19 protein-coding genes are annotated in these 24,072 nt (G+C 71.9%); 9 read left to right on the forward strand and 10 right to left on the reverse strand.

Annotation, left to right across the window (positions count from 1 at the left end; all coding sequences use genetic code 11):
* Positions 1–636: a DJ-1/PfpI family protein gene (locus ABD371_RS01290; protein WP_344471659.1), complete on the forward strand. Its 636-nt coding sequence runs from the start codon at positions 1–3 to the stop codon at positions 634–636.
* Between the two features lie 174 nt (positions 637–810).
* Entirely contained in the window at positions 811–3,111 is a 2,301-nt protein-coding gene (locus tag ABD371_RS01295) for an ATP-binding protein (protein ID WP_344471661.1), read from the forward strand.
* 53 nt (positions 3,112–3,164) lie between these two features.
* Here ABD371_RS01295 and ABD371_RS01300 read toward each other — a convergent pair whose 3' ends face one another.
* Positions 3,165–3,764 (reverse strand): hypothetical protein, encoded by a 600-nt coding sequence (locus ABD371_RS01300; RefSeq protein ID WP_344471663.1) that lies wholly within the window; start codon positions 3,762–3,764, stop codon positions 3,165–3,167.
* Positions 3,765–4,106: 342 nt separating this feature from the next.
* Between ABD371_RS01300 and ABD371_RS01305 the strand changes: the two genes are divergently transcribed.
* The 5 genes from ABD371_RS01305 to ABD371_RS01325 all read left to right on the forward strand — a co-directional run bounded on the left by ABD371_RS01305 (position 4,107) and on the right by ABD371_RS01325 (position 10,461).
* Positions 4,107–4,325 carry a hypothetical protein gene (locus ABD371_RS01305; RefSeq protein ID WP_344471665.1) on the forward strand — a complete coding sequence of 73 codons (219 nt, stop codon included), beginning with the start codon at positions 4,107–4,109 and terminating at the stop codon, positions 4,323–4,325.
* A gap of 185 nt (positions 4,326–4,510) precedes the next feature.
* Positions 4,511–5,866, forward strand: coding sequence for an FG-GAP and VCBS repeat-containing protein (locus ABD371_RS01310; protein WP_344471668.1), 1,356 nt, complete (start codon positions 4,511–4,513; stop codon positions 5,864–5,866).
* Between the two features lie 172 nt (positions 5,867–6,038).
* Complete coding sequence (locus tag ABD371_RS01315; protein ID WP_344471670.1) at positions 6,039–7,439, forward strand: FG-GAP and VCBS repeat-containing protein; 1,401 nt, start codon at positions 6,039–6,041, stop codon at positions 7,437–7,439.
* A 59-nt stretch (positions 7,440–7,498) separates the two neighbouring features.
* Positions 7,499–8,911: an FG-GAP and VCBS repeat-containing protein gene (locus tag ABD371_RS01320; protein WP_344471672.1), complete on the forward strand. Its 1,413-nt coding sequence runs from the start codon at positions 7,499–7,501 to the stop codon at positions 8,909–8,911.
* Between the two features lie 167 nt (positions 8,912–9,078).
* Positions 9,079–10,461: an FG-GAP and VCBS repeat-containing protein gene (locus ABD371_RS01325; RefSeq protein WP_344471674.1), complete on the forward strand. Its 1,383-nt coding sequence runs from the start codon at positions 9,079–9,081 to the stop codon at positions 10,459–10,461.
* Positions 10,462–10,477: 16 nt separating this feature from the next.
* Here ABD371_RS01325 and ABD371_RS01330 read toward each other — a convergent pair whose 3' ends face one another.
* Positions 10,478–11,272: an alpha/beta fold hydrolase gene (locus tag ABD371_RS01330; RefSeq protein WP_344471676.1), complete on the reverse strand. Its 795-nt coding sequence runs from the start codon at positions 11,270–11,272 to the stop codon at positions 10,478–10,480.
* A 144-nt stretch (positions 11,273–11,416) separates the two neighbouring features.
* Here ABD371_RS01330 and ABD371_RS01335 point away from each other — a divergent pair, with 144 nt between their 5' ends.
* Positions 11,417–12,406 (forward strand): ArsR/SmtB family transcription factor, encoded by a 990-nt coding sequence (locus ABD371_RS01335; protein ID WP_344471678.1) that lies wholly within the window; start codon positions 11,417–11,419, stop codon positions 12,404–12,406.
* Positions 12,407–12,417: 11 nt separating this feature from the next.
* On the opposite strand, the gene ABD371_RS01340 is transcribed toward ABD371_RS01335, so the two are convergent.
* On the reverse strand, positions 12,418–13,245 hold the full coding sequence (locus ABD371_RS01340) for an LLM class F420-dependent oxidoreductase (RefSeq protein ID WP_344471681.1): 828 nt from the start codon (positions 13,243–13,245) through the stop codon (positions 12,418–12,420).
* A 141-nt stretch (positions 13,246–13,386) separates the two neighbouring features.
* Between ABD371_RS01340 and ABD371_RS01345 the strand changes: the two genes are divergently transcribed.
* A complete protein-coding gene (locus ABD371_RS01345) occupies positions 13,387–14,871 on the forward strand; it encodes a CehA/McbA family metallohydrolase (RefSeq protein ID WP_344471684.1) in 1,485 nt (494 codons plus the stop codon).
* Here ABD371_RS01345 and ABD371_RS01350 read toward each other — a convergent pair.
* The 7 genes from ABD371_RS01350 to ABD371_RS01380 all read right to left on the reverse strand — a co-directional run bounded on the left by ABD371_RS01350 (position 14,840) and on the right by ABD371_RS01380 (position 24,053).
* Positions 14,840–15,757, reverse strand: coding sequence for an NAD(P)-dependent oxidoreductase (locus ABD371_RS01350; RefSeq protein ID WP_344472161.1), 918 nt, complete (start codon positions 15,755–15,757; stop codon positions 14,840–14,842). The two genes, ABD371_RS01345 and ABD371_RS01350, sit on opposite strands and share 32 nt — an antisense overlap.
* A gap of 161 nt (positions 15,758–15,918) precedes the next feature.
* Positions 15,919–17,481 (reverse strand): APC family permease, encoded by a 1,563-nt coding sequence (locus ABD371_RS01355; protein ID WP_344471687.1) that lies wholly within the window; start codon positions 17,479–17,481, stop codon positions 15,919–15,921.
* Between the two features lie 241 nt (positions 17,482–17,722).
* Positions 17,723–19,189: an aldehyde dehydrogenase family protein gene (locus ABD371_RS01360; RefSeq protein WP_344471689.1), complete on the reverse strand. Its 1,467-nt coding sequence runs from the start codon at positions 19,187–19,189 to the stop codon at positions 17,723–17,725.
* Positions 19,186–20,928 carry an N-acyl-D-amino-acid deacylase family protein gene (locus ABD371_RS01365; RefSeq protein WP_344471692.1) on the reverse strand — a complete coding sequence of 581 codons (1,743 nt, stop codon included), beginning with the start codon at positions 20,926–20,928 and terminating at the stop codon, positions 19,186–19,188. Before ABD371_RS01365 ends, ABD371_RS01360 begins: the two co-directional genes overlap by 4 nt.
* A gap of 68 nt (positions 20,929–20,996) precedes the next feature.
* On the reverse strand, positions 20,997–22,112 hold the full coding sequence (locus ABD371_RS01370; protein ID WP_344471695.1) for an LLM class flavin-dependent oxidoreductase: 1,116 nt from the start codon (positions 22,110–22,112) through the stop codon (positions 20,997–20,999).
* Positions 22,113–22,255: 143 nt separating this feature from the next.
* Positions 22,256–23,038: an SDR family NAD(P)-dependent oxidoreductase gene (locus ABD371_RS01375; RefSeq protein ID WP_344471698.1), complete on the reverse strand. Its 783-nt coding sequence runs from the start codon at positions 23,036–23,038 to the stop codon at positions 22,256–22,258.
* A gap of 52 nt (positions 23,039–23,090) precedes the next feature.
* Positions 23,091–24,053 carry an LLM class F420-dependent oxidoreductase gene (locus tag ABD371_RS01380; protein WP_344471701.1) on the reverse strand — a complete coding sequence of 321 codons (963 nt, stop codon included), beginning with the start codon at positions 24,051–24,053 and terminating at the stop codon, positions 23,091–23,093.
* Positions 24,054–24,072: the final 19 nt, after the last annotated feature.

Genomic DNA, 24,072 nt, shown 5'->3' on the forward strand with positions numbered 1-24,072 from the left:
ATGGACATCGTGATACCGCTCTTCAACCGGTTCGAGCCGCTCGACGCGATCGGACCGTACGAGATTCTCGGGTATGTGCCCGGTGCCACCGTGCGGTTCGTGACGGCCGAACCCGGTTTGGTGCAGGACGTGTTGGGATCCCTGCCGGTGCATGTGGCGACGCGGTACTCCGAGGTGGAGCGCTGTGACGTGCTGCTGATCCCGGGCGGGGGCAGCTTCCTGACCATGATGGACGATCCCGATTTCCTCGACTGGGTGCGCCGGATGCACGCGGGGAGCCGGTTCACCACCTCGGTCTGCACCGGTTCGCTGGTGCTCGGGGCGGCCGGGCTGCTGGAGGGGCTGACCGCCACGACTCACTGGGACGCGGCCAAGGATCTGGAGTCGTACGGGGCGGTCTACACGTCCGAGCGGGTGGTCCGGCAGGACCGGGTGATCACCTCGGCCGGGGTCTCCTCCGGGATCGACATGGCGATTCAGCTGACGGCCCTGCTCACGGACGAGGCGACGGCCCAGGCGATCCAGCTCTACACGGAGTACGACCCGGAGCCGCCCTTCGACACCGGATCGGTGGCGAAGGCCCCGGCCGAGGTTGTCGAACTGGCCCTGGCTCTGGGCCGGGCCGCCACCGCCTGATCTCGCGGACGGTCCGCGCGACGGCGTGTTCCCTTACCGGGCCGTGGTCGTCACCAGGCACAATGTCCGTCATACGTACGAGCGCGGGTTCCGGCACAAGCACAGTGCGGTGCATGCCACTTGCGCCGGACCGGCGCACCCTCTGCGGGGGCGGACAGCAGGGAGAGCCCGGACATGACCCGTCCGATACCTGGGGAGTTCGGACAGCGCCTGCGTGCCCTGCGCGCCGGTGCCGGGCTGAGCCAGGAGCGGCTCGCCCATAGCGCGGGACTGAGCGTACGGGCGCTGGCGAACCTGGAGCGCGGACGCACCACAGGGCCGCAGCGCCACACCGTCCAGGCCCTGTCCCGGGCGCTGGGGCTGAGCGCCGACGAGACCAGGTCGCTGGAGGCGGCGGCCGTCCCCGGGCGGGCACGGCACCGACAGGCGAAGGCCGCCGGACCGACCCCGCCGGGGATCCTCGCGCTGCCCCGGGACGCGGGTGACTTCACCGCCCGAGGTGCCGCGCTCACCGCCCTGGAGCACCTGGCCGACGGCGCGGAGCCCGACTGCCCGTCCGTGGCCGTGGTCGCGGGCGCGCCCGGCCTCGGGAAGACGGCGTTCGCCGTGCACGCGGCCCACCGGCTCGCCGCCCGCTTCCCCGACGGACAGCTCTGTCTCGACCTGCGCGCCATGGACCCCGAGCCCGTCCGGCCGGGCGACGCGCTGGCCCGGCTGCTGGCCGCCCTCGGCGTCGCGGCCCAGACCGTGCCCCGGGCGACGGAGGACCGGGCCGGACTCCTCCGCTCCCTCACCGCGACCCGCCGTCTGCTGCTGATCCTCGACAACGCGGCCGACGAGGAGCAGATACGCCCCCTCCTCCCCGGCTCCGGCACCTGCCTCACCATCGTCACCAGCCGGAACTGCCTCAGCGGGCTCGACGCCGTCCACCGCGTCGAACTGCCGCTGCTGCGCCGCGAGGAGGCCGTCGAACTGCTCACGCGGATCGTCGGCACGGAGCGGATCGCCCGGGAGACCCAGGCCGCCCGCGATCTGGCGGACTCGTGCGGCCGGCTGCCGCTGGCCCTGCGGATCGCCGGACAGCGCCTCGCCGCCCGGCCGGGGGAATCCCTCGCCAAACTCGCGGCCCTCCTCGACCGCGAGCATCGCCGGCTCGACCTGCTCCAGACCGGCGACCGCCAGGTACGGTCCGCCTTCGCGCTCTCCTACCGGCAGCTCGACGACGTCTCCCGACTCCTCTGGCGGCGCTGCGCGCTCGCCGCGGGCCAGGACCTGAGCCCCGAGACCGCCGCCCTCCTCGCCGGAATCCCGCTCCGCGACGCCCAACTCCGCCTGGACCGGCTCTGCGACCGCGGGCTGCTCCACACCGACCCCGCTGCCGAGCGCTACCGCTTCCACGACCTGCTGAGACTCTTCGCCGCCGAACAAGCGGCCACCGAGGACGACCCGCCGAGCCGGGACGCGGCCCTGGACCGCACCGCCCGCTGGATGCTCGCCCGCGCCACCGCGGCGGCCCTCCACTTCGACGCCGAACCCCACAACGGCCCCTCCGGCGACCCCGACCCCGCCACCGCCCCCACCGGCCGCGACCCGGCCCGCGCCTGGCTCGAAGCCGAACGCGCGCAGTGGCTCGCCGCCCTCCACCATGCCCGTACCACCGGCCGGCACCGACAGGCCGTCGACGCCGCCCGGGCCATGTACTGGTTCTCCGACCTCACCCAGCACTGGCCCCAGTGGGTCGACGTCTTCCGGTGCGCCGCCGACGCCGCCCGCGCCCTCGGCAGCCCGCGCGAAGAGGCGGCCCACCTCAACAACCTCGCCTGGGCCCACAACCGGTGCGCCCACGATCCCCGCGCCGCCCTCGAATCCGCCGACGCCGCCCTCGCCGTCGCCCGCGCCTGCGAGGACCCGCTCCAGACCGGCTGGGCCCTGGGGCACGGCGCCGGCGCGCTGCGCCGTCTCGGGCGGATGGACGAGGCGATCGCCCGGCTCCGCGCATCAGCCGCCTGTCACCACGACAACCCCACCCCCCAAGGCAGGCTCGCCGAACTGACCGCCCTCAACACCCTCGGCGAAGCCCTCCTCCAGCACGGCCACCCCGATCGGGCTCTTGAAGCCCATCTCCACAGCCTGGAGATCTATGACCGGGGAATCCCCGGCCAGACGCCTCATCTCCTCGCCATCTACCACGGCGTCATCCTGCAACACCTCGGCAACGACTACGCGGCCCTCGAACGATGGCAGGAAGCCGAAGCCGCCCTGCGTACGTCCTGGGACATCCTCGAAGAGCTGGACATACCGGCGTGGCTCGGCCCCACCCAGCTCGAACTCGGACGCGTCCTGCGCCATCTCGACCGCACCGACGAGGCCCGTACGGCGCTGACCGCCGCCCTGCACACCCTCACCGCCCACCACCACCCCCGCCAGGCCGAGGCCGCCGCCGAACTCCGTACGCTCGACAGCGCCCGCCACTGAGCCGGCGGGGGTGGCCCGCGGGCCTGAGCCTCCGGGGCTCAGGCCCTGTCGCCTCAGGTCAGTCCCAGGGAACTGGCCTGGTCGTTCATGGCATGGCCGACGTAGGGAGTACTGGAGGTGTAGAGCTGGCTCGCACCCTGGAAGTAGGGGTCCGAGAACAGGTCGATGTAGCAGTCGTTCGCGGGGATCAGAGAGCTGATGGTGTTGCCCCAACCGCCGAGTGTCTCCAGCCAGCCGTCCCACTGCCCGTCGTTCTTGCACCATCTGGGGCCGTAGAGCGTCCAGGAGTTCCCTTCGTAGTGGGCGTGCTCGTACAGCACGCCGCGCACGACACTCTTCGCCGCACGGGAGTTGACGCCGGCGGCGCCCGCGCGGGCCCGCTCCCGGGAAGGCGCGTTCAGCTTCGCCAGGAACCGCTTGTCCTTGGCGGCCTTCTCCGGCGCGGGCGCGTCCGTGATCCGGCCGCCGGTGGCAGCGGCGACACTCTCGCGGAAAGTGTCGTAGCAGGTGACGCCGCCGGTTTCGACATTCATGGCGCAGTGGGAATCCGGCTTGGTCTCCGGCGCCTGGGCCGCAACGGCGGGGGACGGCATCAGCAGGACGCTCGCGCACGCGGCGGCCACCAGCCCGGTCACACCTTTTCCGACTCTCACGTTCTTCCTCATCTCCAGCAGAGGGCGGGCGCTCAACCAGCCGCACCGGTAACCCCGTTCATCCCCCATCGGGGGGCTTCACCGCCCATCCCAACAGCCGGGTCACAGTCGTCACCAGGCACAATGACCGGCACAAATACGGTGTGCGGTACTTGTGCCGGACCAGCGCGCCCCGCCTCCTCCGCGTGCGGCCGGCGGCGGCTCCCAGCACTCCTCATGGCTGATAAGTGGCCCCTTAGTTGCCCCTGCTGCCCCCTGAGTCACTTCTTGCACATAGTCACCTTCCGGAACACGTCGTTACGTTTGCTCCGGCAATCGCCCCTCACGAAATGGAGCCGACTGATGCGACGTCGTCTGCTTTCCCTCGCGGTGCTCGGATCCGCTCTCACCATGGGCTTCGCCGGAACCGCCTCGGCCGCCGCCCCCGCCACCGCAGCTGTTCCCGCCATTCGCTACGTCAGCCCCCAGGGCTGCATCGACGGAGGCGGCAAGATCACCTTCCACTACATCTTCCTGGGGTGCAGTGGCGGCACGTACGACGGCTACCGCATCGGTGGCTGATCGACAGCGGTGAGCCGCACGGCCGGGGAGCGCTCTTATTGGGGTAGGTCGCTCCCCGGCCAGGCGGTCCGCAGCCCCATCACGCGAATCACGCCGATCACGCCGGTCAACTCGCTTGATCCGTACAACCGTTGATCAGCTTCGCGGGTCTCCTCCTCAGCTTCCATCCTCATCAGGAGATCTGCATGATCATGCGCAAGAACCTGGGCCTCGCCGTCGCGACGGCCACCGCCGCCGCCCTGACCGGCGGGCTGCTCGGCCTCTCGGCGGGGACGGCCGCCGCAGCGCCCGCCAAGCACGTGGACGACTTCAACGGGGACGGGTTCCGGGACTATGTGACCGCGGAGAGGTATGCCTCGGTCACGGTGACCTACGGGACCGCGACCGGGCTCGGCAAGAAGAACACCTTCGACCAGAACAGCCCCGGCATACCCGGCGCGACGGCCGGTGATGACCTCTTCGGAGAGGTGACGGCGACCGCCGACTTCAACAGTGACGGATACGCGGACCTCGCCGTGAGCGACCCGATCGAGAAGGTCGGGAAGCACAAGGCCCGGGGCCTCGTCGTGATCGTGTGGGGGTCGAAGGCCGGACTCGGCTCCAAGGCCACCACCCTCGCCGTGAAGTCGCCCTCCGAACAGCAGGCGTTCGGCCGGTCGCTCGCGGCCGGGGACTTCGACGGGAACGGCAAGCCCGATCTGGCCGTGGCCGACGGCAGGTCCGTCCACATCTACCGGGGCGGGTTCTCCTCCAAGAACGGCGGCACCGGCAAGGTCACCCACCACAAGCCGAACAGTGACGCGCTGCTGGAGGCCCACGAGCTGGTCGCCGGGAAGGTCACCAAGGACAGGGCCACTGATCTGTACGTCCTCGGCTCGGGGTATCTGGACAGCGAGGTCGCGAGTACGTGGTTCCTGCGCGGCGGGTCGACGATCAAGGCCGGCAAGCCCACGACGTACAACACCGCGAACCCGAACTACCACGCCACCGGTGTCGTCGCCGACTTCGACAAGGACGGTCACGGCGATCTGGCCGTCGGCGAGCCCTCGTACAAGAACTACGCGGGCGCCGTGCTCATGGTGCGCGGCTCGGCGAGCGGGCCCGGCTCCTCGTACCGGCTCACCCAGGACACCGCCGGGGTCGCCACCAAGATGACCAAGGATGACGCCTTCGGCTACACGGTCTCGGCGGGCGACACCAACCGCGACGGCTACCCGGATCTGGCGGTCGGCACCATGGAGAAGATCGGCTCCGCCGAGGGGGCGGGCGGCGCGCACATCCTGCGCGGCGGCAAGAAGGGCCTCACCGGGACCGGATCGCAGTGGTTCACCCGCGCGACCCCGGGCGTCCCCGGCGACCCGCGCGCCATCGAGACGTTCGGGGCCGAGCTCCGGCTCCGCGACCTCGACCGGGACGGCGACGCCGACCTGCTGCTGTCCACCGGCTACCACGAGAAGAGCCTGCTGCTGAAGGGCGGCCCGACCGGCATCGTCACCAAGGGGTTCACCGAGCCGAACCTGCGGCCGAACTTCCCGCAGTAGGCGACCTCGCGCCGTGGCCCGCGCCTCCCACGGGCCACGGCCGCACGGCCGTATGGAGCGGATCGCCCGGATCTCCCGTACAACCGTTGATCATCTTCGGGAGTCTCTTCTGTGGACCAGTGCGTCCCGGCAACCGGCCGTGCGCGCACCCAAGCAGAAGAACGGCACGCTCATGCGCAAGAACCTCCGTCTCGGCCTCGCGACGGCCACCGCCGCCGCCCTGACCGGCGGACTGCTCGGCCTCTCCACGGGAACGGCCACCGCCGCCGCGCCCGCCAAGCCCGCGCAGACCAAGCCCGCCAAGCCCGCCAAGTACACCGACGACTTCAACGGCGACGGCTACCGCGACTACGCGACCACCGAGGACGACGACACGGTCAGGGTCACCTATGGGGCCAAGAGCGGGATCGGGACCAGGACGAAGACGTTCCACCAGAACAGCCCCGGCATCCCCGGCACACGGGATGGCGAGGAGGACATGTTCGGCGAGGCGATGGCGACGGCCGACTTCAACGGGGACGGGTACGCCGACCTCGCCGTCAGCGACCCGACCGAGACGGTGGCCAGCCGGGGCCTGGCGGGACTGGTGACGATCGTGTGGGGGTCGAAGTCCGGTCTCGGCTCCAAGGCCACCGCGCTCCCCCTCGCGAAGCCCTACCACGACCAGTGGTTCGGCAGCCACCTCGCCGCCGGGGACTTCAACGGTGACGGCAAGCCCGACCTGGCCGTCGCCGATTCCACCTCCGTCCACATCTACCGGGGCGGCTTCTCCTCCAAGAACGGCGGCACCGGCAAGGTCACCCACCACAAGCCGAAGGGCCATGTGGTGAACGAGCCCACCGCGCTGATCGCCGGGAAGGTCACCAAGGACAAGGCCACCGACCTGTACGTCCTGGGCGCGGGTGAGCCGAGCAGGGACCGCAGCACCTCGGGGAGCTGGTTCCTGCGCGGCGGCTCCACGATCAAGGCCGGCAAGCCCACGACCTACAACTCGCGCGAGGCGAACTTCGCGGCCTCCGGAGTGGTGGCGGACTTCGACAAGGACGGCTACGGCGACCTGGCCGTCGGCGATGTCCCGTACAAGGCCGGAGCCGGGTCCGTGATCGTGACGCGCGGCACGGCGAACGGCCCCGGCAGCTCCTACCGGCTCACCCAGGACACCCCCGGGATCGCCACCAAGATGAGCAAGCGGGACCTCTTCGGGATCTCCCTCTCGGCCGGCGACACCAACCGGGACGGCTACCCGGACCTCGCGGTCGGCACCCTGGAGAACATCGGCTCCACCGAGTGGGCGGGCGGCGTCCACATCCTGCGCGGCGGCAAGAAGGGCCTCACCGGCACCGGATCCCAGTGGATCACCCGCGACACCAAGGGCATCCCCGGCAAGCCCTTCGAGGTCGAGATGTTCGCCTCCGACGTACGGCTCCGCGACGACGACCGGGACGGTGACGCCGACCTGTTCGTCTCCACCGACTACCACGCGAAGAAGAGCCTGCTGCTGAAGGCCGGCCCGGCCGGCATCACCACGGGATCGCCGCGCGGGCTGAGGATTCGTACGGACTTCCCACAGTAACGATTCTTCCGCTGTGGCCCACGGGCCTCCCCGTACGCACACCAAAGCAGGAGAACTCCATGCCCATGCGCAAGAACCTCCGTCTCGGCCTCGCGACGGCCACCGCCGCCGCCCTGACCGGCGGACTGCTCGGCCTCTCGACAGGGACGGCCACCGCCGCGCCCGCCAAGCCCGCGTCGCAGACCAAGCCCGCCAAGCCCGCCAAGCCCGCGGACGACTTCAACGGCGACGGCTACCGCGACTACGCGGTCCCCGAGCCCGACGGGACGGTCCACATCACCTACGGGACCGCTCGCGGGATCGGGGTCAGGATGAAGATGTTCCACCAGAACAGCCCCGGCATCCCCGGCACACGGGATGGCGAGGAGGACATGTTCGGCGAGGCGATGGCGACGGCCGACTTCAACGGGGACGGGTACGGCGACCTCGCGGTGAGCGACCCGACCGAGCGGGTGGGGAAGCGGAACCAGGTCGGCATGGTCATGATCGTGTGGGGGTCGAAGTCCGGCATCGGCTCCAAGGCCACCGCACTCACCCTCGCGAAGCCCTACACCCGTCAGTGGTTCGGCAGCCACCTCGCCACCGGGGACTTCGACGGCGACGGCAAGCCCGACCTCGCGGTCGCCGATTCCACCTCCGTCCACATCCACCGGGGCGGCTTCTCCGCCAAGAGCGGCGGCACCGGCAAGGTCACCCACCACAAGCCGAGCCGCGACACGTTGACCGAGCCCACCGCGCTGGTCGCCGGGCAGGTCACCCAGGACAAGGCCACCGATCTGTACGTCCTGGGCGTGAACGACGCGTTCGGGAACGCCTCGGTGAGCTGGTTCCTGCGCGGCGGCTCCACGGTCAAGGCCGGCAAGCCCCAGCCGTTCAACACCTCCGATTCGTACTACCAGCCCGCCGGCGTCATCGCGGACTTCGACAAGGACGGCTACGGCGACCTCGCCATCGGCGATTCCGGGTACAAGGACTTCGCCGGATCCGTGCTCGTCCGGCGCGGCACGGCGAACGGCCCCGGCTCCTCGTACCGGCTCACCCAGGACACCCCGGGGATCGCCACCGGGATGACCACGGAGGACAACTTCGGGAACTCGCTCTCGGCCGGCGACACCAACCGCGACGGCTACCCCGACCTCGCCGTCGGCACCATGGAGGACATCGGCTCCACCGAGTGGGCGGGCGGCGTCCACATCCTGCGCGGCGGCAAGAAGGGCCTCACCGGCACCGGATCCCAGTGGATCACCCGCGACACCAAGGGCATCCCCGGCAAGCCCTCCGAGATGGAGTCGTTCGGCTCCGACGTACGTCTCCGCGACGCCGACCGGGACGGTGACCTCGACCTGTTCGTCTCCACCGACCCCTTCGGGATCGAGACCGGGAACAGGAGCCTGCTGCTCAAGGGCGGCCCGACCGGCATCACCACGGGATCGCCGCGCAAGCTGAGCCTGCGCACGGCGTTCCCGCAGTAACGATTCCGCCTTCTGTGGCCCGCGCCACCGGGTGGGCCACAGAAGGCGCGTTCGACATCGCGCGTATCACCCGGATATTTCGTACAACTGTTGATCAGGTTCCGGGGTCTCCCTTGTACTCACACCGGCGCGGCCGTGGAAACGTCCGCACTCAGCAGGGGAACGGCATGCTCACGCGCACACACCTCCGTCTCGGCCTCGCGACGGCCACCGCCGCCGCCCTCACCGGCGGACTGCTCGGCCTCTCGACAGGGACGGCCACCGCCGCCACGCCCGCAAAGCCCGCGCCCGCCAAGTACGCCGACGACTTCAACGGCGACGGGTTCCGGGACTTCGCGTCCGTAGAGTCCTCGGACACGGTGACCGTCACCTACGGGACCGTCACCGGTCCGGGCAGCAGGACGACGTCGTTCACCCAGGACAGCCCCGGCATCCCCGGCGACCGGACGGGCTCCGACGGCTTCACCCGTGCCATGGCCACCGCCGACTTCAACAGCGACGGATACGCGGACCTCGCCGTCAGCGACGCGCACGAGAAGGTCGGGAAGCACAAGGCCCGGGGCCTCGTCGTGATCGTCTGGGGCTCGAAGTCGGGACTCGGCCCCAAGGCCACCACCCTCGCGGTCACGTCGCCCTATGCCGATCAGAACTTCGGCATGTCGCTCGCCGCCGGGGACTTCGACGGCAACGGCAAGCCGGACCTGGCCGTCATGGACAGCGAATCCGTCCACATCTACCGGGGCGGCTTCTCCTCCAAGGACGGCGGCACCCGCCAGGTCACCCGGCACAAGCCGGGCAGCGACATCTGGCTCAACCCCATGGGGCTGGTCGCCGGGCAGATCACCAAGGACAGGGCCACCGATCTGTACGTCCTCGGCCAGGGCTCCAAGGAGGACAGCGACCAGGCGTGGGCCTGGTTCCTGCGCGGCGGCTCCACCATGAAGTCCGGCAAGCGCACGACGTACAACTCCGCCATCCAGGGCCACTCGGGTCCCAGCAGCGTCATCGCGGACTTCGACAAGGACGGCTACGGCGACCTCGCCCTCGGCGACTACCAGCACAAGGACTTCGCCGGATCCGTGTTCGTGCTGCGCGGCGCGGCGAACGGCCCCGGCTCCTCGTACCGGCTCACCCAGGGCACCCCCGGAATCGCCACCGGCACGCGCACCATGGACGTCTTCGGGATCTCGCTCTCCGCCGGCGACACCAACCGCGACGGCTACCCCGACCTCGCCGTCGGCACCGCCGAGACGATCGGCTCCGCCGAGGGGGCGGGCGGCGTCCACGTCCTGCACGGCTCCAAGAAGGGCCTCACCGGAGCCGGATCCCAGTGGATCACCCGCGCCACCCCGGGCATCCCCGGCGACCCGGAGACCGCCGAGGGCTTCGGCAGCGACATCCGGCTCCGCGACGTCAACCGGGACGACACCGCCGATCTGCTGATCTCCAGCAGCGGCAGCTACAAGAGCCTTCTGATCGAGGGTGGCTCGACCGTCCTCGCCACGGGCCGGTACACCGAGCCTTTCCTGCGCGCGAACTTCCCGCAGTAGGACTCCTCGCGACGGGCTACAGCTCCGCCAGGAACTCCGCGAGCAGCGGGCCGATCGCCGCGCCCAGGTCCTCCGCCGTGCGCAGTTCGGCCGAGATCGCGACCGGGGCGAGTCTGCCGTACGGAAGGGTCCTCGCCACCTCCTCGGCCAGCGCCGTGGGGTGGCGGGCGTCCGTGCCGGGGACGATCAGGGCGGGGGCGGTGATCGCGCGCACCTCGGCGACCTCGCGGAAGGCACGGTCCTCGCCGAGGGCGCAGAAGGCGGCGACGCTCGCCGGGTCGGCGCGGGGGATCGCCTCGCGGACCAGTTCGCCGATGAGCGGGGCGAGGGTGGGCAGGACCGGGGCCCAGGCGGCGGCCAGGCCCTCCGTGCGGACGCGGGCGGCGAAGTGCTCGAAGAAGAGGCGCTCGGCCTCCTTCGCCTCGTCGTCCTCGATGTCCTCGACGCTGATCACGGCGATCGCGCGGACGCGTCCGGGGTGTTCCAGCGCCGTGCGGAGCGCGATCGTGCCGCCGAGTCCGGTGCCGGCGAGGACGGCCCGCTCATGGCCGAGGGCGTCGAGGAGCGCGGTGACGTCGTCGGCGTACCGGGACCAGGTGTGGCGGGCCGGGTCGGCGCAGACGGAGCGGCCCCAGCCCCGGATGTCGGGCAGGATCGCGGTGTGGCCGGGCGGCAGCCGGGCGGCCAGCGGCAGCAGACTCCGGTGGTCCGGCCCGCCGCCGTGGAGCAGGATCACGGGGGCCGGGCCGGTGCCCGTCACCTCCGCGTACAGAGGGCATCCGTCACTGCCCCGATAGGTCAACTCACGCACTGGCACTCCTCGTTCGGGTGATTCATCCAGTGTCCGCGACGCGCCGTCCCACCGGCCGGGGGCGGGGAGGCGGGAACCCCGACTTGACTTGGTGCACCCCTACTGGGGGTCCATTTCCCGTACCAATCATTTAGTGTGGACTGAATGGTGCGAGTGGGGCGTGCTCAAGGCGGCGCTGTCGAGATCGAATTCACGGCCGAGGACATGGCGCGTACGCGATTCGCCGTCTCCCCCCTGTGGGAGGTGGTCGCGAGTGTACGGGTCCTCATGGGGACCGACGATCAGGGAATGCACCGTCAGTGGTGCGAACAGGTAAGGCCCTTGCTCGCGGCGGCGAAGCTCGACCTCACCCCGCTGGCCCGGCTGATCACCACTCCGGCGGAGAGCATCCCGTCCTTCCTGGTGCCCCCGCCGACCACCCCGCAGCCCTCCCTCGAAGTGGAGCTGGCGACGCTGCGCGCGACCCCGCCGGAGCTGCTGCGCACCTCGTGCCCGGGGGCGCAGGAGTACGCCGCCGAGCTGCGGTCCGACCCGGTGCGGGAGCTGGGGCGGCTGACGGAGCTGATCGCCGCGTACTGGGAGATCGCGATCGCGCCGTACTGGCCCCGGATGCTCGCCCTCTTCGAGGGGGACATCCTGCATCGCGCCATCCACTTCGCCGAGGGCGGGGCGCGCCGTCTCTTCGACGACTTCGGACCCCAGCTGAGCTGGGACTCCGGCACCCTCCGACGGGTGCGCCGCGCCGGCCGCGCGACCCAGCGGCTCGGCGGGCGGGGGCTGCTGCTGGTGCCGTCCGCCTTCGCCTGGCCGCAGATCTTCTCCAACCTCGGCCGCGAGGACTGGCAGCCGACGCTGCGCTATCCCCCGCGCGGCATCGGCGCGCTCTGGAAGCTGAGCCCCCAGCCCTGCTCCGACGCCCTGGCCGGAGTGCTCGGCCGCACCCGCGCCCGCCTTCTCGCGGAGCTGACCGCACCCGCCTCGACGACCGACCTCGCCCGGCGGATCAGCCTCTCGGCCGGGGGCGTCTCCCAGCATCTGACCGCCCTGCGCGCGGCCGGTCTGGTGAGCGCGCACCGCACCGGGCGGGTGGTGCTCTACGCCCGGACGAGCGTGGGCGAGGCGCTGGTGCGGTGAGGCCCGAAGGCCTACAGGTACTGGGCGTACTCGTCCAGACCGCGCAGGATCTCCGGCTCGGGCGCGGACGGGAGCCGGAGGACGACCTCCTCGATGCCGAGGTCCGTGAAGCGGGCGAGCTTCTCGGCGTCGGGGGTGACGGCGAACGGGACGATGCGGAGGGCTTTCGGGTCGCGGCCCGCCGCCTCCCAGGCCGTGCGCAGCGGGGGGAGGGTCTCGGTGAGGTCGGTGTCGCCGAGGGGGAACCAGCCGTCGGCGTGGGCGGCGATCGCGGCGAAGAGCTTGGGGCCCGCGCCGCCGCCGAGGAGGACGGGCGGGGCGCCGCCGGCGGGCTTGGGGTGGGCCTGGGAGGCCCGGACGGAGCCGTACTCCCCCTCGTACGCGGTGGGTTCGGCGGCCCACAGGGCGCGCATCAGCGCGAGGTGGTCGTGGACGCGGGCGCGGCGGGTGGTCCACTCGACGCCGTGGTCGGCGGCCTCCTCGCGGTTCCAGCCGTAGCCCGCGCCGAAGGTGAAACGGCCGCCGGAGAGATGGTCCAGGGTCGCGACCTGCTTGGCGAGGTCGATCGGGTCGTGCTGGGCGACGAGCGTGACGCCGGTGCCGAGGGTGATGCGGGTGGTGACGGCGGCGGCCTGGGCGAGGGCGACGAAGGGGTCGAGGGTGCGGCCGAACTCCTCGGCGAGATCGCCGTCGGGCGGGAACGGGGAGACCGGCTCCACCGGGATGTGGGTGTGCTCCGGGATGTAGAGCCCGGCGAAGCCGCGCTCCTCCAGCGCACGGGCGAGGCGTACCGGTGTGATGGTCCGGTCGGTCAGGAAAATCGTGGTGGCCAGGCGCACAGGGGCCCTCTCGTCGACGGTGGGTGTCCTTCTCCCGGTTTACCCTCCCCGGGGCGGTTCGCTCCCGGTCTTGCGCACCTGTTCATCGGTCGGTAACAGAGTCTCAGTGCACGCACCGCTTCCGCTGAGTGGAGACCCTTCATGTGCGATTCCCCGGGAAGACGCGGACTGCTGATGACGGGCGCGGTCTCGGCCCTTACGTTGGGACATGTGAGCTTCGCCCGTGCCGCGCCCCGCGAGGGCGAGGAGACCAGAGTCGTACGCGGTGTGCTGCCGCCCGGCGCGCCCGACCATGTCCACCTCCCGGTGGAGGTCCCCCCGGGGGTGCGCGAGCTGGCCGTCTCGTACGCCTACGAACGGCCCGCCGTGCCGGCCGGGACGGCGGGCAACGCGCTCGACATCGGCGTCTTCGACGAGCGCGGGACCGGCCTCGGCGGGGAGGGCTTCCGGGGGTGGTCGGGCGGGGCGCGCTCCTCCTTCTTCCTCCGCGCCGACGAGGCCACGCCCGGCTATGTGGCCGGGCCGGTACGGGCGGGGACCTGGCACATCGTCCTCGGGCCGTACACGGTCGCGCCCGGCGGACTGCCGTACGAGGTGACGATCACCCTCCGGTACGGCGAGCCCGGCCGCACGCCCGAACGGGTCTATCCGCCCGAGCGGGCCAGGGGGCGGGGGCGGGCCTGGTACCGGGGCGACTGCCATCTCCACTCGTGGCACTCGGACGGGCGGCGCACCCCGGCGGAGATCGCGGCGCTGGCGCGGGCCGCCGGGCTCGACTTCATCCAGGCCTCCGAGCACAACACGCACGCCGGGCAGCCCTTCTGGGCCGACCACGCGGGGGACGACCTCCTGATCCTCACCGGCGAGGAGGTCACCACGCGCAACGGGCACGTCCTCGCCCTGGGGACGGACCCCGGGACCTTCGTCGACTGGCGGTACCGGGCGCGGGAGAACCGCTTCGGACGGTTCGCCCGGGAGATCCGGCGGGCCGGGGGCCTGGTGGTGCCCGCGCACCCGCACGCGAACTGCGTCGGGTGCGCCTGGAAGTTCGGGATGGGCGAGGCGGACGCGGTGGAGGTGTGGAACGGCGCGTACACCGCCGACGACGAGGTGTCCCTCCAGGCCTGGGACGCGGCCCTGGCCCGGGGCCGCTGGGTGCCCGCGATGGGCAACAGCGACGCCCACCGCGACCCGGATCCGGTCGGCAGCCCGCAGACAGTGGTGCTCGCCGACGATCTCACGCGTACGGCGGTGCTGGAGGGGCTGCGGCGGGGGCACAGCTATGTCGTCCAGTCCTCGGCGGTGACGCTCTCACTGTCGGCGGCGGCAGCGGCGGACGGGAGGGGCCGACTGCGTGCGGGCATCGGCGAACGGCTGCGGGTGGGGGCCGAGGAGCCGGTGGTGGTGCGGTTCTCGGCGGCGGGGATGGGGGCGGGGTGCTCGCTGCGACTGGTGACGGACCAGGGAGTGCTGAGGACGGAGCAGGTGCCGGGGGAGGGGCCGGGGAGCGGGGAGATCGAGTGGGGGACGACGGCGGGGTACGCGGGGTATGTGCGGGGGGAGGTGAGAGGGGCGGCCGGGGGGCTGGTGGGGTTCACGAACCCGGTGTTCCTGGGGTCGGGGTGACCCCCGGCCCAGCCCCCTTCAGCACCTCGGTCAGCGCCGCGATGCTGTGTTCGCCGTGACCCGCGTGCGCGGCGCGTTTCAGCAGGTCGTTGAGGGGGGCGAGCCAGTCGGTGTCGACTCCGGTCTCCTTCCGGAGCTCGTCGTCGTGAGCCGCGCCCGCGAGGAACAGGTTCACGGAGGAGGCGGCGTCGGTGTAGTCGCCGCTGTCGATCTCCCTGGCGTAGAGAGGCAGCAGGGACTTGATCATGTCCAGCCACTTCTCGGCGAACCGGACCATGGTGCCCGCCTCCAGCCCGCGCGAGCGGAGGGCGGCGGCCCCCTGGAAGAAGCCGGTGAGGGCGGGGAGCAGCATCGCGCCGACCGACATCTCGTAGAGGGCGGCGAGGTCGGCCTCGTCCCCGAGGTGGACGGTGTCGCCGCCCAGTACCCGCAGAGCTGTCCCGTACTCGTCGAAGACGGTCCGGTCGCCGCTGTAATACAGGAGAGTGTCCCGCCGTCCCACCGCCGAGGGCACATTCTTCACCGCCCCCGCGAGGAACCGCGCGCCGTGCGCGGCGGCCCAGGCCGCCGTCTCGCGGGCACCGGCCGGTGAGCCGCTGTTCAAGGTCACCAGCGCCCGCCCCGGCAGCGCCCCGGCGGCGGGCTCCAGGGCCCGCACGGTGTCCTCGAAGGTCGTCAGGCAGGTGACGACCAGCCGGCTCGCCGCGACCGCGTCCGCCATCTCTCCCGCGTGCACCGCTCCCTTGGCCGCCAGGGGGGCGGCCCTGCCGGGGGTGCGGTTCCACACCGTGGTGGGGTGCCCGGCGTCGAGGAAGGCCCCGGCCAGGGCCCGGCCCATCGAGCCCAGCCCTGTGACGGTCACGGGGGTGCGGTCTTCCTTGGTCATGGGCATGCCTCGCTCCAGTACTCGCGCGTCTGCTCGCGCATCACGAATGAGCACGTCAGCGCCGGTCCTGATGGTCTCGGCGGGACGCTCACCCCATGCTGGGCGGTCACCTGCGTTCCCTCAAGTACCCACCTTTTGGTAAGGGGGAGGAGGGTGCTGCCCTACTCGGGGACGATCAGCGACGGGGTGTCGCGGGTGAGGGTCTCGCCCCGGAAGAAGGCGGGGCTGCGGCGGGAGAGGACGGTCATGAGGGCGAGGCCGAGGAGTAGCAGGCCGACGCCGATGACGAAGACGGAGCCGAGGCCGAGGACGGCGGAGCCGCTGCCGTAGGCGGGGTCGCGCATGTCGTAGAGGGTTTTGGCGAAGACGGCGGCGAGGAGGGCGCCGCCGGTGAGGGGAAAGAGGCCCTTGAAGAGGAGGTCGCGCGGGGAGCGGGTGAGGTCGTGGCGGAAGTACCAGGCGCAGGCGAAGGCGGTGAGGGAGTAGTAGAAGCAGATCATCAGGCCGAGGGCGTAGATGGTGTCGATCAGTACGTTCTCGCTGACGAGGGTCATCACGGTGTAGAACGCGCCGGTGGCGACGCCGGCCACCACGGTGGCGCGGCCCGGGGTCTTGAAGCGGGTGTTGACCTTGGCGTAGGAGGGGGGCAGCGCCGCGTAGGTGGACATGGCGAGGACGGTGCGGGCGACGGGGATGAAGGTGGTCTGAAGGCTGGCGGCGGCCGAGGCGAGGACGGCGACGAAGAGCAGGATGCCGAGGCCGGGGCCCATCAGCGGGCCGGCGAGGGCGGCGAAGACGTTGTCGGAGGTGTCGGGGTTGGCGAGGCCGAGGCCGCTCTCGCCGGAGCCGACGGCCATCTGGGCGGCGATGCCGGTGGCGAGGTAGGCGCCGACCAGGACGACCATGGCGATGAGGGCGGCGCGGCCGGGGGTGCGGTCGCTGGCGGCCGTCTCCTCGTTGGCGGCGAGGGAGGCGTCCCAGCCCCAGTACATGAAGATCGACAGGGAGAGGCCCGCGGTGAAGGCCGCGAAGGACTCCACGGCGAACGGGTTCAGCCACTCCATGGAGAAGGAGACCGAGGTCTCGAAGGAGTCCGCCTTGCCGAACGCCATCGCGGTGAAGAGGGCGAGTACGAGGAGTTGCAGGCCCACCAGGGCGTACTGGAGGCCCTTGGTCGCGGTCATGCCCCGGTAGCTGATCGCCGTGGCGATCGCGATGAGCACCAGCACGGTGAGGATGTGCACGGCCTTGTTGTCGTCCAGCGCCGCGACCGAGTCGCTGCCGGTGATCTCACCCGCGAGCAGCCAGAAGAAGGAGGTGGCGACGCCCGCGAGATTGGAGAGCACGATGATCGAGGCGATCACCAGACCCCAGCCGCACATCCAGCCGACGCGCGGGCCGAACGCCTTCACCGTCCAGGTGAAGGAGGTCCCGCAGTCCGGCATGACCCGGTTCAGCTCGCGGTAGGCGAAGGCCACCAGCAGCATCGGCAGAAAGCCGGCCAGGAACACGGCCGGCATCTGGAGTCCGACCTCGCCGGCCGTGGAGCCGAGGGTGGAGGTCAGACAGTAGACCGGGGCGACGGTGGAGATGCCGATGACCGCGCTGCCGGTCAGACCCACGGAGTTTCCGCCGAGACCCTTGGCGCGCACGCCTCCTCCGCGTACGCGCGGGGCTCCCCCGGCGCTGTCTCCGGCCGACGGCCGCGCATCCAACTGAGTCATGAACAGGACGTTAAATGCTGCGGTTTCCACATATGGAGGGGAGACATCTCGACGGTGAACCTTTGATTCAGCGGGAGGGATTCACCTGGTGCCTACACTTGAAAGACCGAAGGGTGGTGCCATGCACCCCTTACAAGGAAAATCCCGCACTTCCCTGAGTGCGATAACCGCATCAGGGCCCGTTATGCACCGATTTGAATTTTCCCGCCCCGCCCCCGCCCCACCCCCACCCCGCCCCCGCTCACCCCGGCCAGGTCAGCGACTGGAGTTCCGCGTAGGCGTGCAGGGCGAAGGAGCCGCAGTCGCGGCCGAGGCCGCTGCGCTTGAAGCCGCCGAAGGGGGCTTCGAGGTTGCGGGCGACGGTGTTGACGCCGACGCCGCCGGTGCGGAGTCGGGAGGCGAGACGGAAGGCGCGGGGGACGTCGGCGGAGAAGATGTAGTCGATCAGGCCGTAGTCGGTGTCGTTGGCGAGGGCGACGGCCTCGTCCTCGGTGTCGAAGGGGAGGACGGCGATCACCGGTCCGAAGATCTCCTCGCGGACGATCCGCATCCCGCCGTCGCAGTCGGCGAAGAGGGCGGGCGCGACATAAAAACCCCGGGGCGCGTCGGGGCGGACCCCGCCCGTGACGAGGCGGGCTCCCTCCTTGAGGCCGAGGGCGATGAAGGATTCGACGCGGTCGCGGTGGGCGGCGGAGATCAGCGGGCCGACGACCGTGCCGGGGTCGGCGGGGTGGCCGACCTTCAGCCGGGAGGCGTGGGCGGCGAGCCGGGCGATCAGCTCCGCGTACACCCCGCGCTGCGCGATCACCCGGGTGGGCGCGGTGCAGATCTGGCCGCTGGCGAAGGAGAAGGTCGTCCCGATGCCCAGGGTGGCCGCGCCGAGGTCGGCGTCGTCGAAGACGAGCGCCGCGCCCTTGCCGCCCAGCTCCATCAGCGGGCGCTTCATGTCCCGGCCGCAGACCTCGGCGATGCGCCGGCCGACGGCCGTGGAGCCGGTGAAACTGACCATGTCGACGTCCGGGGAGCCGACGACGGCCTCCCCCACGGCGGGCGGGGAACCGCTCACCACATTGACCACCCCGGGCGGAACGCCCGCCTCCGCCAGCGCCTCGGCCATCCGGTAGACGGAGAGCGGATCCTGCGGCGCGGGCTTCACGACGACCGTGTTGCCCATGGCGAGCGCCGGGGCCACCTTGCCCGCCGCGTTGGCCCAGGGGTTGTTGTACGAGGTGACACAGGCGACCACCCCCACCGGCCGGCGCACGGCGAGCGCCCCGACCACGCCCGCCCGGCCCAGCGGGCCCGCCGGGGTGAGCTGCGGCGGCAGCGGCTGTTCCACGGGCTCCAGCGCGCCCTTGGCGTACCGCCGGAAACGGGCGGCGGCCACCCCGACGTGCAGGGCGCGGGCGGTGGCGGCGGTCGCGCCGCTCTCGGCGCGGGCGAGGTCCGCGTACGGGCCCGCGTTCTCCGCGATGACCCCGGCGGCGGCGCGCAGGATCCGGGCGCGCTCCTCCGGCTCGGTCCGCGACCAGCCGTCGAAGGCGGTACGGGCGGCCCGGGCCGCCTCCAGGGCCTGGGCGCGGCTCGCCTCGGGCGCGAGGCCGACCGGCTCCTCGGTGGCCGGGTCGACCACCTCGTAATGACCTCCGTCGGGCTCGACCCACTCGCCGCCGATGAAGAGCCGCTGGGGCAGCCGGGCGGCGCTCACCGGGTCGACACCGTCCTCGTGTCGCGGCCGGAGCGCAGCACCGTGCCGGGGAGCGCGCCGGTGGTTCGGCCCTCGCGGACGGTCTCCACCCCGTTGACGCGCACGGAGACGATTCCGACGGCCTTCGCGTCCAGCCGGGGGCCGCCGCCGGGGAGGTCCCGTACGAGGGTGGCGGGGCCCGCGTCGATCCGGGCGGGGTCGAGGAGGACGAGGTCGGCGTGGCAGCCTGGCTCGATCCGGCCCCGGTCGCGCAGCCCGAAGAGCCGGGCGGGGTCGTCGGTGAGCATCCTGACCGCCGTCTCCAGGGGGACGAGTTCCCGGCCGCGCAGACAGTCGCCGAGGAAGCGGGTGGTGTACGGGGCTCCGCACATCCGGTCGAGATGGGCCCCGGCGTCGGAGCCGCCGAGGAGTACGTCGGGGTGCTCCCAGGTGCGGCGGCGCAGCTCCCAGGAGGCGGGGTCGTTGTCGGTGGGCATGGGCCACAGGACCGTGCGCAGTTCGTCGTTGGCGCAGATCTCGGTCAGGCAGTGGAAGGGGTCCTGGCCGCGCTCGGCGGCGATGTCCCGCACGACGCGGCCGGTGAGGCCCGCGTTCTCCTTCGTATAGGTGTCGCCGACGACGTAGCGGCCGAAGTCGGCGAGCCTGCGGAAGACTCCGGCCTCCTTGGAGCGGGCCCGGCGCAGCAGCTCGGCGCGGACGGCGGGGTCGCGGAGCCGGTCGATCCGCTCGGGGACGGGGAGGGCGAGGGTCTCGCCCCAGCCGGGGATGAGGTTGAGGGCACAGAAGGTGCCGAGGGACATGTTCATCGGGGTGAGGATCGGCATGGTGAGGGCGACGATCCGGCCGCCCGCCGCGCGGGCGCGCTCGCCGGCGAGCAGCTGGCGGGGGACGCGTTCGGGGACGGCGGCGTCGATGGTGAGGACGTTCCAGTTGAGCGGCCGTCCGGCGGCGGAGGTCATCGCCACGAGGAGGTCGATCTCGTCGTCGGCGAACTGGTCGAGGCAGCCCTCGACGATCGCCTCCAGCTGGGTTCCCTCGTGCTCGCCGACCGCCGAGGAGAGGGCGATCAGTTCGTCCGGGGCGGCGTGCCGGGAGGCGACGGGCGCGCCGTCGCCGTCGGAGTGGGTGGCGGACCGGGTGGTGGAGAGGCCCCAGGCCCCGGCGTCCATCGCGTCGTGGAGGAGGCCGAGCATGCCGCGGAGCTGTTCGGGGGTGGGCCGGCCGCCGATGGCGTCGGGGCCCATGGCGTGGCGGCGGAGCGCGCAGTGGCCGACCATGAAGCCCGCGTTGACGGCGGTGCGGCCCTCCAGGGCGTCGAGGTACTCGCCGAAGGTGTGCCAGTTCCAGGGCGCGCCCCGCTCCAGGGCGGTCAGGGACATGCCCTCGACCCGGGACATCATCCGGCGGGTGTAGTCGGCGTCCTCGGGGCGTTCGGGGTGGAGCGGGGCGAGGGTGAAGCCGCAGTTGCCGCCGACGACGGTGGTGACGCCGTGGTTCATGGAGGGGGTGGCGCAGGGGTCCCAGAAGAGCTGGGCGTCGTAGTGGGTGTGCGGGTCGACGAATCCGGGGGTGAGGACGAGTCCGGCGGCGTCCTCGACGGTGGCGGCGGGCTCGTGGTGGGGGGCTCCCGGTTCGGTGACGGCGGCTATCCGGCCGTCGCGGATGCCGACGTCGGCGACGCGGGCGGGGGCTCCCGTGCCGTCCACGACGGTCGCGGAGCGAATGAGGTGGTCGAGCATGGGGGTCCTTTCCCCTGGCACGGGCTTCCGGGCCGGGCCCGGCTTCAGGCCTGGCTTCAGGCCCGGCTTCAGGCCTGGCGGAAGCGGGTGGTCCGGTGGATCGGGTCGGTGTCGATCTGGGGGATCACGTGCTCGCCGATGAGCCTGATCGTGTTCAGGGTGTCCTCGTACGGGATCCCGGCCGGCAGTCCGAACGACAGCTGGTCCGCCCCCGCCTGCTCCCACCTCTTGCACTGCTGGAGCACTTCGTCCGGGTCGCCGCAGATCAGCAGCTCCTCGGCGATCAGCAGCTCGACGACCTCCGCCGTGTACGCGGGCACCAGCTCGGGCCACTCGGGGATGCCGTCGGGGCGGGGGAAGGTGTCGTGGTAGCGGAAGAGCAGCGACTGGAGGTGGTTCAGCTCCCCGGCGGCGGCGATCGCGACGGCCCGCTCGTGGGTCTCGGCGCAGACGGCGGTGGTGGTGACCATGACGTTGTCGTTGACGAAGCCGCCGATCGGGCGGGCCCGCCCGATCGCCGACTTGTACGAGTCGAGGACCCACTCCATGTCGGAGACGCGCTGGACGCTGAAGCCGAGGACGCCGAGGCCCTTGCTCCCGGCCATCGCGTACGAGGAGGGGGACCCGGCGGCGTACCACATGGCCGGGTGGGACTTCCCGTACGGCTTGGGGAGGATCTTGCGCGGGGGCAGGGACCAGTGCTTGCCCCGGAAGCCGGGGTACTCGTCCTGGAGCCACATCCTGGGGAACTCCGCGATGGTCTCCTCCCAGATCTCCTTGGTGCGGTCCATGTCGGTGACGCCCGGCAGGAACCCGAGGATCTCGTGGCTGCCCGCGCCCCGGCCGGAGCCGAATTCGAAGCGGCCCTCGGAGAGGTGGTCGAGCATGGCGACCTTCTCGGCGACCTTGACCGGGTGGTTCACCGGGGCGAGCGGGTTGAAGATGCCCGAGCCCAGATGGATGCGGTCGGTGGCGTGGGCGAGGTAGCCGAGGAAGACGTCGTTGGCGGAGAGGTGCGAGTACTGCTCCAGGAAGTGGTGCTCGGAGGCCCAGGCGTACTTGAACCCGGAGCGGTCGGCCAGGATGACGTACTCGGCCTCCTCCATCAGCACCCGGTGCTCGGCGAGCGGGTCGGTCTCGGCGCGCCTGCCGACGTATCCCTGCACGAAGATCCCGAATTCCAAGGGGGTTCACCGTCCCTATTTTTCTGACACATCGTCAGATCGCGATGCGGCCGACTGTTCCACCGGGGGGTTGGACCGTCAAGAGCTGACGCACAGTCAGCCATGGAGTGGCGCGGGCGCCGGCGGATGCCGGGTCCCGGCGGTCAGAGCACGCTGATGCCCGCCAGCCAGCCGCCGTCGATGACGAACGGCTGCCCGGTGATGTACGAGGAGTCCTCGCAGCTCAGGAAGAGCGCGAGTTTCGCGACCTCCTCGGGCCGGCCGATCCTGCCGAGCGGGACGACCTTCTCGTACATCCGGTCCATCTCCTCACGCACCGCCCGGGGGTCGGTGCCCGGGCGGAGGACCTCGGGGGCGACCATCGGGGTGTCCACCGCGCCCGGGCAGACCGCGTTGACCCGGATGCCCTGGGCGGCCAGCTCCAGGGCGGCGACCTTGGTGAGGCCGAGGACCGCGTGCTTGGACGCGGTGTACGCGCCGAGCAGGGCCATGGCGGAGACGCCCGCGTACGAGGCGGTGTTGACGATCGTGCCGCCGCCGGCCGCCGCCAGCTCGGGCGCGAGGGTGCGGATGCCGAGGAAGACACCGGTCTGGTTGACCTCGGTGATCCGCCGGAACTCCGCGAGCGCGGTGGTGGCCAGGGCGTTGAAGCGCAGGATGCCCGCGTTGTTGACGAGCCCGTCGACCTTGCCGAAGCGCTCCTTGGCGGCGGTGACGGCGGCGGCCCAGTCGTCCTCCCGGGTGACATCGAGACGGACATAGAGGGCGTCGGGGCCCAGATCGGCGGCGACGGCCTCGCCGGGCCCGTCCAGGACGTCGGCCAGGACGACCTTCGCGCCCTCGGCGGCGAAGAGGCGCGCCTCCTGCTCGCCCTGGCCCCGGGCGGCGCCGGTGATCAGGACGACCCTGCCGTCGAGCTTTCCCATGGATGTCTCCTTCGGTCGGGTTCGGTCTTCGGCCTTCGGCATTCGGCGGGGTTCAGCGGGCGGGGTTCAGATGCGGGGCGACCCCGGCGGCGAAGGCCGCCATCTGGTCGGTGAGTTCGGTCCGGCTCCGGCTGCGGAACCGGACCTGAATCTGGTGCACCCCCAGGGCGGCGTACTCCCGCAGCGACTCGGCGATCTCCTCGGGGCCGCCCGAGAGGGTCCCCCGGCCGACGTACCGGCGGGGCTCGCCGATGTGGACGGGCTCCGCGACGGCCCCGATCACCAGCGGCTCGGCGATTCCGGCGGCCTCGCGCAGCGCGGTCAGCCGGCCGATCAGGGCGGGGAGGCGCTCGCGCGGGTCGCCCTGGGGCAGCCAGCCGTCCCCCCGGACGGCGGCCCGGCGCAGGGCGGCGGGCGAGGAGCCCCCGACCCACAGGGGGACACGCGGCTGGGCGGGCCTCGGGCGCTGCCCGAGATCCGCGAAGGAGAACCGCTCCCCGGCGAACTCGGGGTACTCCTCCGGCCCGAGCGCCGCCCGCAGCGCGTCGACACTCTCGTCGAGCAGCGCACCGCGCCGGGCGAAGTCCGCCCCGACGGCGGCGAACTCCTCGGGGACATGCCCCGCGCCGACCCCGAGGATCAGCCGCCCGCCGGAGAGATGGTCGAGGGTCGCGTACTGCTTGGCGGTCACCAGCGGGTGGCGCAGCCCGACGACGGCGACATGGCTGAGCAGCCGCACCCGCCGGGTGATCGCCGCGAGGTAGGCGAGGGTGGCGACGGGGTCGTACCAGACCGTCGACATCGTCGCGGCGAGCCTTCGCGGGATCGCGACATGGTCGCAGACCGCGACATAGGCGAAGCCGCCCCGATCGGCGGCCCTGGCGACCTCGGCCAGATCCTCGGCCCCGGCCCCGGCCTCCCAGTCCTCCGCGAAGAGGGCGGACTGCGACTGAACGGGCAGCTGCATCCCGTACGACAGCCGCCCCTCGGGCAGGATTCGCGCGGATGGTGGCATACGAGCGGCCTCCTCGCCT

The organism is Streptomyces amakusaensis (assembly GCF_039532665.1).
Classification (GTDB): Bacteria; Actinomycetota; Actinomycetes; order Streptomycetales; family Streptomycetaceae; genus Streptomyces; species Streptomyces amakusaensis.

Excerpts from the sequence above, each read along its gene's own strand:
- ABD371_RS01290 (WP_344471659.1), top strand. The coding sequence starts at position 1 with ATGGACATCGTGATACCGCTCTTCAACCGGTTCGAGCCGCTCGACGCG.
- ABD371_RS01295 (WP_344471661.1), top strand. The coding sequence starts at position 811 with ATGACCCGTCCGATACCTGGGGAGTTCGGACAGCGCCTGCGTGCCCTG.
- ABD371_RS01305 (WP_344471665.1), top strand. The coding sequence starts at position 4,107 with ATGCGACGTCGTCTGCTTTCCCTCGCGGTGCTCGGATCCGCTCTCACC.
- ABD371_RS01310 (WP_344471668.1), top strand. The coding sequence starts at position 4,511 with ATGATCATGCGCAAGAACCTGGGCCTCGCCGTCGCGACGGCCACCGCC.
- ABD371_RS01315 (WP_344471670.1), top strand. The coding sequence starts at position 6,039 with ATGCGCAAGAACCTCCGTCTCGGCCTCGCGACGGCCACCGCCGCCGCC.
- ABD371_RS01320 (WP_344471672.1), top strand. The coding sequence starts at position 7,499 with ATGCCCATGCGCAAGAACCTCCGTCTCGGCCTCGCGACGGCCACCGCC.
- ABD371_RS01325 (WP_344471674.1), top strand. The coding sequence starts at position 9,079 with ATGCTCACGCGCACACACCTCCGTCTCGGCCTCGCGACGGCCACCGCC.
- ABD371_RS01335 (WP_344471678.1), top strand. The coding sequence starts at position 11,417 with ATGGTGCGAGTGGGGCGTGCTCAAGGCGGCGCTGTCGAGATCGAATTC.
- ABD371_RS01345 (WP_344471684.1), top strand. The coding sequence starts at position 13,387 with ATGTGCGATTCCCCGGGAAGACGCGGACTGCTGATGACGGGCGCGGTC.
- ABD371_RS01350 (WP_344472161.1), bottom strand. The coding sequence starts at position 15,757 with ATGACCAAGGAAGACCGCACCCCCGTGACCGTCACAGGGCTGGGCTCG.
- ABD371_RS01355 (WP_344471687.1), bottom strand. The coding sequence starts at position 17,481 with ATGACTCAGTTGGATGCGCGGCCGTCGGCCGGAGACAGCGCCGGGGGA.
- ABD371_RS01365 (WP_344471692.1), bottom strand. The coding sequence starts at position 20,928 with ATGCTCGACCACCTCATTCGCTCCGCGACCGTCGTGGACGGCACGGGA.
- ABD371_RS01375 (WP_344471698.1), bottom strand. The coding sequence starts at position 23,038 with ATGGGAAAGCTCGACGGCAGGGTCGTCCTGATCACCGGCGCCGCCCGG.
- ABD371_RS01380 (WP_344471701.1), bottom strand. The coding sequence starts at position 24,053 with ATGCCACCATCCGCGCGAATCCTGCCCGAGGGGCGGCTGTCGTACGGG.